12 protein-coding genes and 1 tRNA gene are annotated in these 16,528 nt (G+C 33.2%); 6 read left to right on the top strand and 7 right to left on the bottom strand.

Features of this window, described 5'->3' with window-relative positions; all coding sequences use genetic code 11:
• The first annotated feature begins 198 nt into the window (after positions 1 to 198).
• Positions 199 to 2,961: a pitrilysin family protein gene (locus tag QGM60_RS09215; protein WP_281139955.1), complete on the top strand. Its 2,763-nt coding sequence runs from the start codon at positions 199 to 201 to the stop codon at positions 2,959 to 2,961.
• Positions 2,962 to 3,037: 76 nt separating this feature from the next.
• Here the strand turns inward: QGM60_RS09215 and QGM60_RS09210 are convergent, their stop codons facing one another.
• The 7 genes from QGM60_RS09210 to QGM60_RS09180 are packed head-to-tail and all read right to left on the bottom strand — an operon-like array spanning position 3,038 to position 9,514.
• Positions 3,038 to 3,967, bottom strand: coding sequence for an alpha/beta fold hydrolase (locus QGM60_RS09210; RefSeq protein WP_281139954.1), 930 nt, complete (start codon positions 3,965 to 3,967; stop codon positions 3,038 to 3,040).
• A gap of 21 nt (positions 3,968 to 3,988) precedes the next feature.
• Positions 3,989 to 6,106, bottom strand: a complete 2,118-nt coding sequence (gene scpA, locus QGM60_RS09205) for a methylmalonyl-CoA mutase (RefSeq protein ID WP_281139953.1) — start codon at positions 6,104 to 6,106, stop codon at positions 3,989 to 3,991.
• Entirely contained in the window at positions 6,103 to 6,741 is a 639-nt protein-coding gene (locus QGM60_RS09200; protein WP_281139952.1) for a hypothetical protein, read from the bottom strand. The genes scpA and QGM60_RS09200 overlap by 4 nt, the downstream gene beginning before the upstream one ends.
• 9 nt (positions 6,742 to 6,750) lie before the next feature.
• Positions 6,751 to 8,106 (bottom strand): methylmalonyl-CoA mutase subunit beta, encoded by a 1,356-nt coding sequence (locus QGM60_RS09195; RefSeq protein WP_281139951.1) that lies wholly within the window; start codon positions 8,104 to 8,106, stop codon positions 6,751 to 6,753.
• On the bottom strand, positions 8,099 to 8,425 hold the full coding sequence (locus QGM60_RS09190) for a septum formation initiator family protein (RefSeq protein WP_281139950.1): 327 nt from the start codon (positions 8,423 to 8,425) through the stop codon (positions 8,099 to 8,101). The genes QGM60_RS09195 and QGM60_RS09190 overlap by 8 nt, the downstream gene beginning before the upstream one ends.
• Complete coding sequence (udk, locus tag QGM60_RS09185; protein WP_281139949.1) at positions 8,425 to 9,030, bottom strand: uridine kinase; 606 nt, start codon at positions 9,028 to 9,030, stop codon at positions 8,425 to 8,427. Before udk ends, QGM60_RS09190 begins: the two co-directional genes overlap by 1 nt.
• 46 nt (positions 9,031 to 9,076) lie before the next feature.
• A complete protein-coding gene (locus QGM60_RS09180) occupies positions 9,077 to 9,514 on the bottom strand; it encodes a cytochrome c (RefSeq protein WP_281139948.1) in 438 nt (145 codons plus the stop codon).
• A 103-nt stretch (positions 9,515 to 9,617) separates the two neighbouring features.
• On the opposite strand from QGM60_RS09180, the gene QGM60_RS09175 reads away from it, so the two are divergent.
• From QGM60_RS09175 to QGM60_RS09155, 5 genes are all read left to right on the top strand, one after another.
• Positions 9,618 to 9,692: transfer RNA gene (locus QGM60_RS09175), tRNA-Pro, on the top strand.
• Positions 9,693 to 9,924: 232 nt separating this feature from the next.
• On the top strand, positions 9,925 to 11,178 hold the full coding sequence (locus tag QGM60_RS09170) for a site-specific integrase (protein WP_281139947.1): 1,254 nt from the start codon (positions 9,925 to 9,927) through the stop codon (positions 11,176 to 11,178).
• 37 nt (positions 11,179 to 11,215) lie between these two features.
• Positions 11,216 to 12,124: a helix-turn-helix domain-containing protein gene (locus tag QGM60_RS09165; protein ID WP_036124042.1), complete on the top strand. Its 909-nt coding sequence runs from the start codon at positions 11,216 to 11,218 to the stop codon at positions 12,122 to 12,124.
• A gap of 155 nt (positions 12,125 to 12,279) precedes the next feature.
• A complete protein-coding gene (locus QGM60_RS09160) occupies positions 12,280 to 13,293 on the top strand; it encodes an efflux RND transporter periplasmic adaptor subunit (RefSeq protein ID WP_281139946.1) in 1,014 nt (337 codons plus the stop codon).
• Positions 13,294 to 13,308: 15 nt separating this feature from the next.
• A complete protein-coding gene (locus QGM60_RS09155) occupies positions 13,309 to 16,509 on the top strand; it encodes an efflux RND transporter permease subunit (protein ID WP_281139945.1) in 3,201 nt (1,066 codons plus the stop codon).
• The last annotated feature ends 19 nt before the right edge of the window (positions 16,510 to 16,528 follow it).

The following is a 16,528-nucleotide window of genomic DNA, read 5'->3' as shown; positions in this document are numbered from 1 at the left end:
TTTTAGGAAATCGAAGTTGTTAACAGTTGGTTTTATTATTAATAAAAAATGGTTTTTAGCCTAAATCTTTTTTAAAGAAGTGAGAATGATACTTACTAAAACTTGTAAAAGTTTTGTTAAATGCTCTAATAGTCAATTTTTTAACATCATTTTAAATCTGAATTTTTAACTTTATAACAATTCTAAAAATTATCAATCATGAAATTAAACATTCGTACTACACTAGTACTGGTTGTGTTATTTTTAATGTCATTTGGCATAAATGCACAACCAAAACAAACAGCTTCCGTAGAGGGAATTACCGAGTATGTCTTGGATAACGGACTTAAGGTCTTATTGTTTCCAGACAACTCATCTCAGACCATAACCGTTAATATTACCTACAAAGTCGGCTCTAGACATGAAGGTTATGGTGAAAAAGGTATGGCTCACCTCTTGGAGCATATGGTTTTTAAAGGCACCCCAAATCATCCTGATATTCCAAAGGAATTAACCTCTCATGGTGCGAGACCTAATGGTACTACTTGGTACGATCGTACAAACTATTTTGAAACCTTTAATGCTACTGACGAAAATTTAGATTGGGCATTAGACTTGGAGGCCGACCGAATGGTGAATTCTTACATCGCAAAAAAGGATTTAGAATCTGAATTTTCCGTTGTGAGAAATGAGTTTGAATCAGGTGAAAACTCTCCAACAGGTGTTTTGATGGAGAAGGTTATAAGTTCTGCTTTTCTATGGCATAATTACGGACAGTCTACTATTGGAAATAAATCCGATATTGAACGTGTGCCAATAGAAAACCTTCAGAATTTTTATAAAAAGTATTACCGTCCGGATAATGCTGTATTAATGGTAACGGGAAAGTTTGAAAAGGATAAAACCTTGGCTTTAATTCAAAAGAAATTCGGTAGTATTAAAAATCCTGAAACACCTTTAAAAGATGTGCCAACAGTAGAGCCACCACAAGATGGTGAAAAACGAGTTGAGCTAAGTAGAGTAGGAGATTTACAATTGGTTTCAGCTTTATATCACACTGCAGCAGGTTCACATGAAGATTATGCCTATTTAGCGCTTATAGAAGATGTGTTAACCGATCAGCCTTCGGGCCGTTTGTATAAAGCTTTGATAGAAAGTAAAAAAGCCTCTTCAATATGGAGTTTTTCACCTTTTACCAAAGAACCAGGATTTATGTACTTTAATGTTGATGTGCCTTCCGATAAGTCATTAGCCGAAGCAGAATCTACTTTACTAAACATTTTTGATGGTCTAAGAGATAATCCTATTACTGAAGAAGAATTAAAGCGAGCTAAGTCTAATTTAGGTAAGCAAATGGACCAAATACTAAGAAATTCGTCTTATCTAGGCACTTATACAAGTGAGTTTATTGGTGCCGGAGATTGGAGGTTGATGTTCATTTTTAGAGATCGTGTAGAGAATGCGACTTTAGAAGAGGTTAACAATGCGCTTAGCCGTTATTTTATTAAAACCAACAGAACTGTTGGGAATTTTATTCCGACCAAAAAGCCAATGCGAATTGATATTCCGCATACTGAAGGTTTAGAAGATTTAGTATCTAATTACAAAGGTAAAGAAGCGTTGAGTGCAGGTGAAGCTTTTGATGTGTCTTATGCTAATATTCAAGATCGTTTAGAGACTGGTGAAATAGGAGGAACAGGTATTGAGTATGGGTTCATCAAAAAAGATAATAGAGGAGAAACGGTAAATGTCACCTTTACTTTTAGAAACGGAAGTGTTGATGACTTAATGAATAAGGGAGATGTGGCAAGCTATACGGCTAGAATGCTTAACAAAGGGACTAAGTCTAAATCGAGACAAGAAATTGAAGATAAACTGAGTGAATTGAAATCGAGTGTTTATTTCAGTGGTAATAATGGTAGAACCTATGCTTCCGTAAGTTCCACTAAAGAAAATTTAATGGAAACAATTAAGTTAATGACAGAAATGCTGAAAACACCAGCATTTGACCAAGAAGAACTCGATAAATTAAAGACTCAGGATATAGCTAATATTGAACGTAACAAAACCGAACCTCAATATTTGGTTCAAAAGAAATTAGGTCAGATTAATCAGAATTATGAAAAAGGACATCCTTTGTATAATATGACAATGGAAGAGGAGCTTCAGGCAATAAATGATGTTACTGTAGAAGCTATTCAAGATTATTATAATGATTTTTATGGTATCTCTAATAATGCCACATTAGTAGCTATAGGTAATATTGATGAAAAAGAATTAAAGGATTATTTTGAAAAAGAGTACGCTGATTTTAAATCAGATTTACCATATTCTGAAATTAAGGATCCATTTAAGGTTAATAATCCAGCTAATGAAAGCATTAAAACACCAGACAAGAAAAATGCTTTTACTCTAGGTTTCTTAAATTTTGAATTAAGTCAGTACGACGATGATTATGCAGCTTTACAAATTGCAGGAACTGTGTTTGGTGGTGGTTTCTTAAACTCTCGTATTGCTACAAGATTGCGTCAACAAGATGGAGTGAGTTATGGCGCAGGTGGTGGCGTTAATGTGGATAGCAATAAAGATGATAAAAACTCAGGTATGTTTATCTATGCTATCTACGCACCAGAAAATGAGGCTAAAGTACAGCAAGGCTTTAGAGAAGAAATAGCACGTTTTATAGAAGGTGGTATTACACAACAAGAATTAGATGATGCTGTTGCCGGTTGGGTGCAAGCACAGAGTGTTTCTAGAGCAAAAGATGGTGAATTGGCAAGTACAATTAATAACAATTTGTACTATGATAGAGATATGATGTTCCAAAAAGAAATTGAAGAAAAAGTAAAAAAACTTACGGTCGAAGATGTAAACAAAGCCATTAAGACCTATTTTAAAGAAATGGATAAATGGTCGGTAGTAAATGGTGGAGATTTTAAGGAATATGATATTAAAAATGAAGATAAAGACGTTGAAGACTAGACATAATTAATATTCATGAAAAGTAAAGCCCTTCAACAGAAGGGCTTTTTGTTTTAATATTCTTAAATGAAATTATTCAATGGTTTTGATTATCTAAAAATTGAATAACTTCATTGAAGTAATTATCGCCTCCAATTTTCCATACGTTAAGGTGATTTGCGGACTCTATTTCTTTGAAAATTTTATCGGAACTTTTTATTTTAGAGAAGTTTTGTTTGCCGTATTTAATGTTAATTCTATCATCTTTATTCCCATGAACAATAAGTATTGGTTGTGTAATATTACTGCAGTATTTTATTGGTTTGGCATCGTTGGGGTCAAATCCTGCAATAGAAGCCGCTCTGTTGGCTAGGTAATTCGAAAAAGGAGCAAAGCTAAAACCTGTATTTAAATGAAAATAATCATTAACAATAGTTTTGTAATCTGTAAATGTACTTTCAATTATTCCAAACTTAATCCGATTGTCATATCCAAGAGCTTGAAGTGCAACAGCTCCACCTAAAGATTGTCCCCAAATTCCAATATCTTCAATGTCTTCATTTTTGATTAAATAATCCATTAAAGCTTTTACATCTTTCTTCTCTTTCACACCAAAAGTACAAAACTGACCTTCGCTTTCTCCATGAGCTCTTAAGTCTAGTGCAACAGAGTTATAGCCATTTTTTGAAAGGAAAGTACTTAATTCTAAAAAATGATCTTTACTAGAGCGAATACCATGAAGTAATATAAGTGTGCCTTTGGCAGAGTCTTTAGCAGCATATGTTAAAAGTGCAGATAATTTTATGTTATCGAAAGATGTAATGTCTAAATCTTTGCGTATAATTTCAGAATAATTATCAGCTACTAATTCAACTTTGACAGGTTTGTTTCTTTTAATTAAGCCAACAATAGGGTTTCTTATCTCCGTGATAAGTCTAGGAACAAAAAAGTGTAAAATCAAAAAGCCGAAAACTAAAACTGTTAGAGCAAGTCTTTTTATTGTTTTAGTTTTCGGCTTTTTTATCATTAAAAATGAGTTATTAATTTTTTAATCAATCAAAATTTCTAAAATTTTAATAGCGGCATCACTGATTTTAGTTCCAGGACCAAAAACGGCAACGGCACCAGCATCAAAAAGATATTGGTAATCTTGTTTTGGAATCACTCCACCTACAATCACCATAATATCATCTCTACCGTAAGCTTTTAGCTCTTCAATTACTTGTGGAACTAACGTTTTGTGTCCTGCGGCTAAAGAGGATACGCCCAAGATGTGAACATCGTTTTCAACGGCTTGTTTAGCGGCTTCCTTTGGAGTTTGAAACAATGGACCAATATCTACATCAAAACCAACATCAGCATAACCAGTGGCAACAACTTTAGCGCCTCTGTCGTGCCCATCTTGCCCCATTTTTGCAATCATAATGCGAGGTCTTCTACCTTCTTGCTCTGCAAATGTGTCGGCTAGTTCCCTTGCTTTCTTAAAACTTTTATCGTCTTTTACTTCTTTGCTATACACTCCACTAAATGATTTAATTTGTGCTTTATGCCTTCCGAATTCCACTTCCAATGCGTCACTAATTTCGCCTAAAGTAGCACGTTTTCTGGCGGCATCTACAGCTAAAGCTAGTAAATTTTCGTCACCTGTTTTAGCGGCTGAGGTCAATTTGTCTAAAGCAGCTTTAACTTCGTTAGTGTTTCTGGTAGATTTTATACTATTTAAACGCTCTATTTGTTGGTTGCGAACCGTTTGGTTATCTACTTCCAAAATTTGAAGCGGATCTTCTTGTTCAAGTTGGTATTTGTTTACACCAACAATAATATCTTTACCAGAGTCTATTCGTGCTTGTTTACGTGCAGCAGCTTCCTCAATTCTAAGTTTCGGAATTCCAGCTTCAATAGCTTTGGTCATGCCACCTAACTCTTCAACTTCCTGGATTAATTCCCATGCCTTATGAGCAATATCATGGGTTAGTTTTTCAACATAATAGCTACCTGCCCAAGGATCAACCGTTTTGGTGATATGTGTTTCTTCTTGAAGATAAATCTGTGTGTTTCTTGCGATACGTGCCGAAAAGTCTGTTGGTAATGCAATAGCTTCATCTAAAGCATTGGTGTGTAAACTTTGTGTGCCGCCAAAAGCAGCAGCAGAGGCTTCAATACAGGTTCTGGCAACATTGTTGAATGGATCTTGCTCAGTTAAACTCCAACCTGAAGTTTGACAGTGTGTTCGTAACGCTAAGGATTTTGAGTTCTTTGGGTTGAATTGCTTCACTAATTTTGCCCAAAGCATTCGCGCAGCACGCATTTTAGCAATTTCCATAAAGTGATTCATTCCAATAGCCCAGAAAAAGGATAGGCGAGGAGCAAAGGTATCAATATCCATTCCTGCGGCTAAACCTGTTTTAATATATTCTAAACCGTCGGCAAGCGTGTAGGCTAGCTCAATATCGCATGTGGCACCAGCTTCTTGCATGTGGTAGCCAGAAATACTGATACTATTGAATTTCTGCATATTTTGACTTGTATATTCAAAAATGTCCGAAATGATTTTCATAGATGGAGTTGGTGGGTAAATGTAAGTGTTACGCACCATAAACTCTTTTAAAATATCGTTTTGAATGGTTCCTGCAAGTTGCTCTGGTTTTACACCTTGTTCTTCGGCAGCAACAATATAAAATGCCATAATTGGTAACACAGCGCCATTCATGGTCATTGAAACCGACATTTTATCTAAAGGAATTTGATCGAAAAGAATTTTCATATCTTCAACCGAATCAATGGCAACTCCAGCTTTACCAACGTCGCCAACAACACGCTCGTGGTCTGAGTCGTAACCTCTGTGTGTTGCTAAATCAAACGCAACGGAAAGTCCTTTTTGTCCAGCCGCTAAATTGCGTCTGTAAAACGCGTTACTTTCCTCTGCGGTAGAAAAACCAGCATATTGTCTTATGGTCCAAGGTCGACGAACATACATAGTTGAATATGGACCGCGTAGATTGGGTGCAATACCAGCCACAAAATTAAGGTGTTCAACATCTCTTAAATCATCTTTTGAATATGTAGATTTTACCTTGATATCTTCTGCGGTAAGAAAATCAGTATTGTCTTTTTGTGTATTGCTCTTTTTTTCTAGAGTAATATTTTGAATATTTTTTCGTGTCATAATATCATCTTTTCTAAAAACGGATCAAAGTAAATTTCGAATGGAGCTATAAGGTGAATTAAAACCGTTTTTTCGTTAGAGGAAATATAATAGGCGTGTTGGTATATTTCCTGGTTCAATTTGGTATCCTTAATCTTAAAAATGGCTTTAAATATTTGTGTTTTGCCATTGTTGTTGTGTTTTGCTGTAACCTTTTCAAATTCCAAATCACTATAAAGAGAGGTTTGCTCTTGCGATTGTCTTATCATACCCAATATAAACTTTGCATCTTGACGAGAAATAGGTAAATACGGAATGGTGTTTAGGGTATATGTTGCATTAATGGTATTGTCAAAAAAGATATAGTGATTGCCTTCCATTTCCCGCATGAATTTTAAACGCTTACGCTCGATTTCCATCTTTTTGTCATCCTTGACAATGGAATCTAAAAGCTTTAAATATTCTATTGAAGTATGCCTTTTGAATGTATTTGGAAGAAAGAGTCTAATGCCATCATCACCAAGGTAATGCGTTTTACCATCTACTTGATTTATGTCTTCAAATTGTGTCCAGTTTTTTAATTCTTTGGCAACTTCAAGACAGGAAAAAAGAGAAAGCGTAATACATGCTAAAAAAACAGCTATAGATTTTCTCAATACCATGTTTTATTCTTCTTTTAATCTTTTGGTTTCCAATTTCTCAGACAACCTTTTTTGTAGTATTGGTTCAATAATAGTTTTGCGCTTTTCGATTTTTAAAAACGGACTGATTTCTAGATTGTTTTTCATTTTGTCATTAGGATTTGGATGTTTATTTGTTCCTAATAATACTAATTTTTCAGCATCAAAATCAGCTTGTTCTTTAGCAGCACTTTCTTTAATTTTTCTTTGAATTGTTCCTTCTTTTAACTGATGTAAAAAACCACCATTAGCTTCAATGTCTTTAAAAAGAACTAAGGCTTTTTCTGCTAATTGCTCAGTAAGGTTTTCAATGTAATAAGCTCCATCGGCAGGATTATTAACCTTATCAAAATAACTTTCATTTTTTAATACTAAAAGTTGATTTCTAGAAATGCGCTCACCAAATTCATTCGACTTATGATATAGCGCATCGTAAGGTGAATTACAAACTACATTAGCTCCTCCTAAAACTGCACTCATACATTCTGTGGTGGTACGTAAAAGATTTACGTTATAATCATATATGGTTTTGTTTCTTTTGCTTGGTGTGGCTATAATTTTGCAATCGGTATTTATGCCATATTCATTTGCTAATGCAGACCACAGCTGTCTTAAGGCCCTTAATTTGGCAATTTCAAAAAAGTAGTTAGAACCTTCAGAGACATTGAAGGTTATATGAAGAGTCGATTTTGCTTCACTTGAGATGATACTGTCTAAATGATTTAGATACTCGTTTGCATGAGCCATTCCGTATGCCAACTGCTGAATTATTGATGCACCAGCATTTTGATACAAGCTTAAATCAACTGAAAATTGATTTGTGGTTTTTACAATAGCGTCAAATTTTTCGTTATCTTCTTTAAGGTTACTGTACCAATTGCCAGTTTTAGCAAGGTTGCCAATAATATCTGTATGTAAAGTAAGTTCACTATTGATTGCCTTAAGGTTTGTCGAAAAACTTTCAGAAAGAAATTCGCATTTTAATTCTATAGGGCAAGTAATGTTTTTCAATAAATCTTCAACAGAAACATCCTTAGAAGGAACAATAAATAAAATACTTTCTGCGCCACGTTCTATAGCATTAATAGCTGTTTTATTAGCTTCTTTGGCATCTTCTACAGTAATAGACTGACAGATTTTCCATTCCGTTGCTTTTGAATTTGAAACTTCTGGTAAACTATCAAATTCATCAGGATGATAAAAAGGTTTTACATCTATGCCTTCGTTGGTTTTCCATATAAGCGTGTCGTTGTAATCGGCACCTTTGAGGTCTACTTGTATTTTTTGTTTCCAGGCTTTTGAGGAAACTCCTTCAAAATCATTAAATAAAGATTTACTCATCTTCTTGTTGTTTAGCTATACTGTCTTCGTATTCTATTATAAAAATATCTTCGTCAGGCTTTTTCATGTAATAGTTTTCGCGTGCTGTACGCTCAATACCTTCCTCAGTGCTTAGTTCTTTTATGGCTTTATCGTCTTTAGCCATTTCATTTTTATAATGTTCTTTTTGATATTCTAACTCTTCAATATCAGAATTTAATTCATGATGAAAAAGAAGTGAATGCGCATCAAAAAACAACATCCAAATTACAAAAACTATTAAAACTAATAGATAAATGTTCTTAAATGGTTTTAGATATTTTGAATCGAAAAAAGCCATTATAAACGTTCGTTAATTATTGTTTTAACGATATCTACCGCAACTGTGTTGTATTTGTTATTAGGAATAATGATGTCCGCATATTCTTTCATCGGTTCTATGAATTGCTGATGCATAGGTTTTAGAGTTGTTTGATAGCGGTTTAAAACTTCATCAATATCTCTGCCACGTTCAGAAATATCGCGTTTTAATCTTCGGATTAAGCGCTCATCAGAATCGGCATGAACAAATATTTTAATGTCGAATAAGTCTCTAATTTCAGGGTGTGAAAGTATTAAAATACCTTCTACAATCATTACTTTTCTAGGTTTGGTAACTATAACATCTCCTGTACGATTATGCTTTACAAATGAGTACACAGGTTGATTTATGGAGTTTCCTTTTTTGAGTTCTTTAAGGTGTTCTTCTAATAACTCAAAGTCAATTGAACGCGGATGGTCAAAATTGATTTTTACACGTTCTTGAAAACTCAGGTGAGATGTGTCTTTATAGTAAGAATCTTGTGAGATTACGCCAACTTCACCCTCAGGCAGTTCACTCAATAGCGTATTTACAACTGTTGTTTTTCCACAACCGGTACCTCCAGCAATTCCGATTATTAGCATTATAAATTTTAGATTAAGTTAGTTGCACAAAGTTAGTTAATTAAGGCTATTTTTTAATGACTTTTGTTACTTCTTCTGGCGATATAAATTCACCATAATCATTTCCCCAGCTATTATTGATGTAATTCATCACATCAGCTACTTCTTCATCTGATAATCCTAAAGGAGACATTACACTATTGTATTTAGTACCGTTGACAACAATTTTGCCATTCATGCCTTTTTTTACAGCAGTAATACTTTTGTCTTGGTTTTCTTTTAAAAAATCAGAACCAGCTAATGGAGGAAATGCTTTAGGAACTCCTTTGCCATTGTCTAAGTGACAAGTGGTGCACATGCCTTGATACACAACTTTACCACGTTTAATGCTAGCTTCTATATTGCTAGGTTCTTGGCTATATGTAACTTCCTGATTTTTCTTTTTGTTTGAGTCACAAGAGGTCAATAAAAAGACCACTAGAATGAGTTTTATTGATAATTTCATTTTTTAAAAGGTGTAAAATAAATAAATTTTAAAGTTAGGAAAATGTTATTGGTTTCTAAAGAAATATTCTATATTTGCAGTCCGAAAAATGATAACCAAAACTCGGGGTGTAGCGTAGCCCGGTTATCGCGCCGCGTTTGGGACGCGGAGGTCGCAGGTTCGAATCCTGCCACCCCGACAAAAATTAATACTAATAGGAACTAAAACCTTGTAAACTGTATGATTTACAAGGTTTTATGGTTTTTAGACTATCATAAGAATTGAATTAATATAGTTTAATTCGGTTAACAATTCGGTTAACAGTTAGCAATGTAAAAAAGTGTTAACCGAATAGACGCTTAAAACACTGTAATTGAAATAGTTGATTTGACTTTCGTCTTGAATAAATGTTTAACAAAAAGACGACAACTATGCAATCACAAACAACCTTTAGCTTATCATTTTGGGTAAGTGCTACACGCAAAATCAATAACCAAGTTTCTGTTTATGCTCGAATAACAGTAAATGGTAAACGTGCAAATATTAGTCTGCAACGAAAAGTAATACTTTCCGAATGGGATTCTAACAAAGGAAGAGCAAGAGGGAATAAACAAGAATCACGGCTACTCAACAGATATTTAGACCAGGTTAAAAATAGAATCTATGAAGCTCACGATGAACTTGTAAAAGAAAAAGCGTTTATTTGTGCCCAATCCATTAAAGCAAGGTTTCTAGGAGAAGATAACGAAGAATATTCTCTACTTACATTGGTTGATTACCACAACACCCAAATGAGTGAATCTTTAAGTTATGGTACTTTAAAGAATTACTTCACAACTCAAAAGTATGTCAAACTATTTCTAATCAAAAAGAAAATCCAAGATATATACTTGTCTCAATTAACATTCCGTTTTCTGGTTGACTTTGAAAAGTTCTTACGTTCCTATGTTCCAGAGGACCATCAAAAGCAAATGGAAAACAATACAGTTATGAAGCATATCCAAAGACTTCGTAAAATGGTAACATTAGCGTATAAAATGGAATGGATAGATAAAGATCCTTTCATAAAATTCAAACCAATATACATTAAAAATGAGCGCGAGTTTTTAAGTGAAAATGAACTACAAACTATTATTGAAAAAGAATTTGAAATTGAAAGGCTGGAGCTCGTTAAAGATTTATTCGTTTTTAGTTGTTATACTGGCTTATCGTATATTGATGTAATGAACCTCAACGAAGATAATATTACGTTTGGTATCGATGGTGGAAAATGGATAATAACAAGTAGACAAAAAACACATAACAAAGTGAAAATCCCGTTACTTCCAATTGCTGAAGAATTGATAGAAAAATATAAAAGCCACATCAAAACCAGAAAAATAGAAACCTTATTTCCTAATATTTCAAATCAAAAGCTCAATTCTTATTTAAAAGAAATTGCAGATTTATGCAAAATCAAAAAGAACTTGACCTTTCACATGGCTAGACATACATTCGCTACCACTATAACTTTAAGTAATGGTGTACCAATAGAAACTGTTTCTAAGCTACTCGGTCATACCAAGATTGCTACTACTCAAATTTATGCCAGAGTGATTGAAAGAAAAGTAAGTGAAGATATTAATACTTTAAAGATTAAGATGATTAATAAAAACAATCAAAAGATTCATTCTAAATCAAAATAAAATAATACAGTATATTTGAGTACAAAATCTACTCAAAATGTATCCACAATCTTCAATAAAAAGTCTTACAATAGATGATTTGGTGGAAATTATTGGAGATATACCACAAGAAGAAAATGGATTACATGTTCATTTATCAAAAAATAAGTTTAAAGAAATTCCTATAGGTTATCCTTTTAGAGGTAATTCTTATGCTTTTTTACTAGTAGTTAAGGGAAGTTTAAAAATCCAATTAAATCTACTGAGATATACTATAAAAAATTCAGAGATAATAGTTATAAATCCACAAACGGTTACTCATATTCAAGAAATGAGCAAAAATCTTGAAATAGCAACTATTAGCTTTAATGTTGATTTTATATTGAGAAACTCAATTAACAAAAATGATATTGATACTTTAGACTTTTTTACGGCAAATAGTATCCCCAAGTTAAAATTATCTAAGGAGGATTTAAAAACGTTTATTTCTGTTTCAAAAATTTTAGAAAAAAATAATCGACTTGGAAAAAATAACCCATATAATAATGAGATAATAACTCATAGTTTTAACTTATTAATGTATCATTACGCTTCATTATTAAAGATACAGTTTCCTAATCTAGAAGCAAATTTAACAAGACAGGAAAAATTAGCACTTCGTTTTTTGAAATTGTTAAATGAAAATTTTAAGCAAGAACGAACAGTTCAATTTTATGCAGATATTTTATGTTTAACACCTGGTTATTTGTCTAAGGTTTTAAAAATTATTTCAAAAAAAACAGCAAGTCAATTAATTGATGAAGCGGTAATAATGGAGGCAAAACTACTGTTAAAAAATCAAACCTTATCAATCTCGGAAGTTGCAAACGAGCTTCAATTTAGTGACCAATCTTTCTTTGGTAAATATTTCAAAAAACACACGGGTTACTCACCTTCTAAGTTCAGAGAGATTAAGTTTAAAAGTTAAGTTTTGACCAACAAACTTCCTTAATAGTGCATTTTTTTTATTTTTTTTAATAAAAATAACTGATTTTGACCAATTTTTCCTTTTTGTAGACCTGTTGTAATTATATCAATAATAGGACTTTTGTAACCTATTATTATAAAATTATAGCAATAAATATGAAGCAAATTATCACCTTTACAACTTTGGCTTTATTATTAGTAGGTTGTTCAGAAAAAAAGGAAACTGTAAAAGAAGTTGTGATTCCCAAGGTCACTGTTAAAAAAATTAATTCAACAGTAGAAAAGGAATCCCTAACATATAGTGGAACCATTGAAGCAGATAACACAGTATCTTTAGGTTTCTCAGTTCCCGGTAGAATTTCAAAAGTTTATGTTCAAGAAGGTCAAAAAGTAAACAAAGGGCAGTTACTAGCAACAATAGACCAAACCACCTATAAAAATGCATTTGATATAGCAAATGCAGGCTTAGAACAAGCAAATGATAACTTCAAAAGATTAAATAGTTTATATCAAAAAGGTAGTTTGCCAGAACGCGATTTTATTGCAGTTAAAGTGGCTGTAGCCCAAGCAAACGCAAACAAAAATTTAGCAGCAAAAAATTTAGCAGACACTAAACTTTATGCCCCTTTTTCTGGAATGATTACAGCTAAAATGACAGAAATAGGTGCTACAGCAGCGCCCGGTGTTCCTGCTTTTACTGTAATGAAAACAGATAAAGTATACGCTAAGGCTTCTATTACTGAATCTGAAATATCTAAACTCAAAATAGGTACAGACGCTAAAGTTGAAATCTCTTCATTAAATGAAACTTTTAATGGTAAAGTAGCTATTGTAAATCCAAGTGCAGATGCTGTAACCAGAACTTTTAATGTAAAAGTACGTCTTGATAATAAGGATGATAAACTATTACCAGGAATGATTAGTAATATAAAAATCAATACAGGTAATACTGTAGATGTTATTACAGTTCCTTCAGAAAGTATTATAAGAGATGCTAACAATATACTATATGTATTTGTCGTAAAGGAAAATAAAGCCATTAAAAAAAGGGTGTCTCTTGGTAGTTTTAAAGGAAATGAAGTAATAGTTACCAATGGCTTGTCAATAGGTGATTCAGTTGTAATTGCAGGAAACAAAAATTTAAAAGACGGGCAAACAGTGTCTCTATAAAAGAACTGAATAAGGATGATGAAAAAAGTAAAAATAAACTTTATAGAGGCTGCAATGAAATACCGTCAGGTAACCATTGTACTTACGATATTGTTAATGATTTTGGGAATATATGCTTTAGCGACTATGGCTCGAAGTGAAGATCCACAAATTACGGTTCGTAAAGGTTTGGTAATAGCAGCTTTTCCTGGCGCAGACGAGTTGCAGGTAGAACAACAATTAACCAATCAGATTGAACAGTTTTTATTTGGTTTTGAGGAGGTTAGAAAGGAAAAAACAATTTCTGAAACAAAAGAAGGACAAGTAATTGTAACAGTTGAGTTAAATGAAAATGTAAAAGATACTGATGGTTTTTGGGCGACTTTACAACATGGTTTAAATACCACATTTAGGCAAAATTACACACTTCCTCAAGGAATGATTGGCCCAATAGTAAATAGTGACTTTGGAGACGTAGTTGCACAAATGATAACAGTTTCCGCACCAGGACGCAGTTATGCAGAAATTGAAACGTATTTAGATGAGTTAGAAGATGGTTTAAAAACCATTAACGAAACATCAAAAATAAAACGTTATGGAGGACAAAAACAGCAGATTTACGTAACGGTACAAGACGAAAAAATGAAACAATATGGTTTCGATTTTTCAACTATTGCTCAAGTTATTCAAATGCAAAATAATACTGGATATTCTGGTGGTATTACTTTAGAAGATTCTGAGGTCTCTGTTTTTGCCAAAAATCAATATAAAAATGAAGCTGATTTAGGTAATCAAATTGTGTATAGTAGTCCAGATGGTAAAGTGGTTCGCTTAAAAGATGTGGCATCTATTGAACGTCGTTACGAAGAAGTGTCAAGCTTTATTAAAGTTGATGATCAAAAAGTAATGATGTTAACTGTAGAGATGCAACCAGGTAATAACATCGTCCAATTTGGAGAGAAAATAACAGAAAAAATCAATGAAGTAAAAAAACAATTACCTCAAGATGTTCAAGTTACTACTATTGTAGATCAGCCTTCAGTTGTAAAAGGAAGTATTAGCCACTTTATGCTAGAATTTGTTATTGCAATTGTAGCAGTAATTATTGTGGTAATTCTGTTATTACCATTCAGGGTGGCAATAGTTTCGGCAGTGGCATGTCCTATAGCTATTGTTATAACATTTGGAGTTTTAAATGTTATTGGTATAGAAATTCATCAGGTAACATTAGCAGCCTTAATTATAGTATTGGGTATGGTAGTGGATAATGCCATTGTAGTTGTAGATAATTACATTGAAAAATTAGATGAAGGAGAAGATAGATGGACAGCTGCTTGGCAAAGTGCTACTCAATTAATGGTGCCAATTTTTACAGCAACCATGGCAATTATTTTTGCTTTCTTACCATTAGCTTTTTTCTTAAATGGCTTAGCTAAGGAATTTATACAAGCTTTACCTATTGCTGTTGCTGTTGCACTATTTGCTTCGTTGTTAGTAGCATTATTGTTAACACCATATATGTGCTATGTCTTTATAAAAAAAGGATTAAAACACAAGGTAAGTGATGGAGATAAAAAAAGTATGTTAGATAGGTTGCAGCATGTATTTAACAATGCACTAGATTATAGCTTTAGATGGCCAAAAGCAACATTATTTATTGGTTTTTTATCTGTTGTATTAGCAGTTTTAGTAGCAATGGGATTAGAGCAGGAATTGTTTCCAACTGCAGAAAGAAATCAGTTTAACATAGAAGTTTGGTTACCTAATGGAGGAAATTTAAAACAAACGGAAGATGTAGTAACACGTGTTGAGAATGAAATAAAACAAGATGAAAGAGTTTTGGGTGTAGCTAGTTTTGTTGGTACTAGTTCCCCAAGATTTCATTCTACGTATGCACCAGAATTTCCTCGTAAAAACTTTGCCCAAATATTTATAACTACAACAGGTAAAGAAGCCACACAAGAATTGGCAGATGAGTACATTAAAAAATTCGAAGGTTTTGTTCCAGATGGTTATATACGTATAAGACAACTTTCAATGAAAGAAACACCGGCACCTGTTGAAGTAAGAATTGTAGGTGAGGATTTAAACAAGCAAAAACAAGTAGCTGAGCAAGTAAAAACAATTTTAGAAGATGCACAAGGTACAAACTGGGTAAGAACATCGTATCAAGATGATTATTATGGAGTAAAAGTAAATTTAAATGACGATAAGGCAAATCGTTTAGGAGTAACAAATGCAATGGTTTCGCAAACTTTGGGAGCAGGCTTAAAAGGATATCCAGTTTCTACGTTATATGAAGGAGATAAAGCTATTGATATTCTTTTACGTTTTGATGCTGAAAACCGTGAAAATTTTAACGATTTAGGAGCTTTAAACATACCTACAGTATTTGGTACAAAAGTGCCTTTAAGAGAAGTGGCAGACATTACACCTGAATGGCATACAGGAGCCATTACACATAGGAATGGTTTAAGAACATTAACGGTTAGAGCTGAAGCACAATTGGGTATAAAAGCTGCCACAATACAGAATGATATTATGCCTAAAATTAATGCATTACAATTACCAGAAGGCATATCAATCAACTATGGAGGTGAGTACGAAAGCACCAATGAAACTGCACCACACATGATGGCTTCTTTAGGTATAAGTTTAATTCTCATCTTTTTAGTGCTTTTATTTCAATTTAAGGATTTTACAAAAGTATTAATTGTTTTAGCAACATTTCCGTTGAGTTTATTAGGAGCATTCTTGGGGCTGTTACTTACAGGGAATCCAATTGGTTTTACGGCCTTTATGGGAATTATCAGTTTAATAGGTATCGTAGTAAGAAACGGAATTATTTTGGTGGATTATGCAGATGAATTGGTATTAGAACACGGTTATACCGTAAAAGCAGCAGCTAAAGCTTCAGGTAAAAGACGAATGCGTCCAATCTTTTTAACATCTGCAGCAGCAGCTATTGGTGTGGTTCCAATGATAGTGGGTAAATCACCGCTATGGGCACCTTTAGGAAGTGTATTAGCAGTTGGTTTAATAGTTTCTATGGTATTAACCTTATTTATAGTACCTATACTCTATTACAAATTTGTTAATCCTCAACCAGATGAAGTACATCCTCATCCTAATGCAGAAGTATTTGAAACCATCTTGTATAAACCTAAAAAGAAGAGTAGAACACTTCGCAAATTAGAAGTGATGAAGCATAAATTAAAAAAACGAATCAAGAAATAAATAAGAATACTATAGGACT

Origin of the sequence: Winogradskyella sp. SYSU M77433 (assembly GCF_029911945.1) — a bacterium.
In the GTDB taxonomy this organism is placed as follows: Bacteria; Bacteroidota; Bacteroidia; order Flavobacteriales; family Flavobacteriaceae; genus Winogradskyella.
Note: the sequence above shows the minus strand (reverse complement) of the source record. Positions and strands in the feature narration are given on the sequence as shown.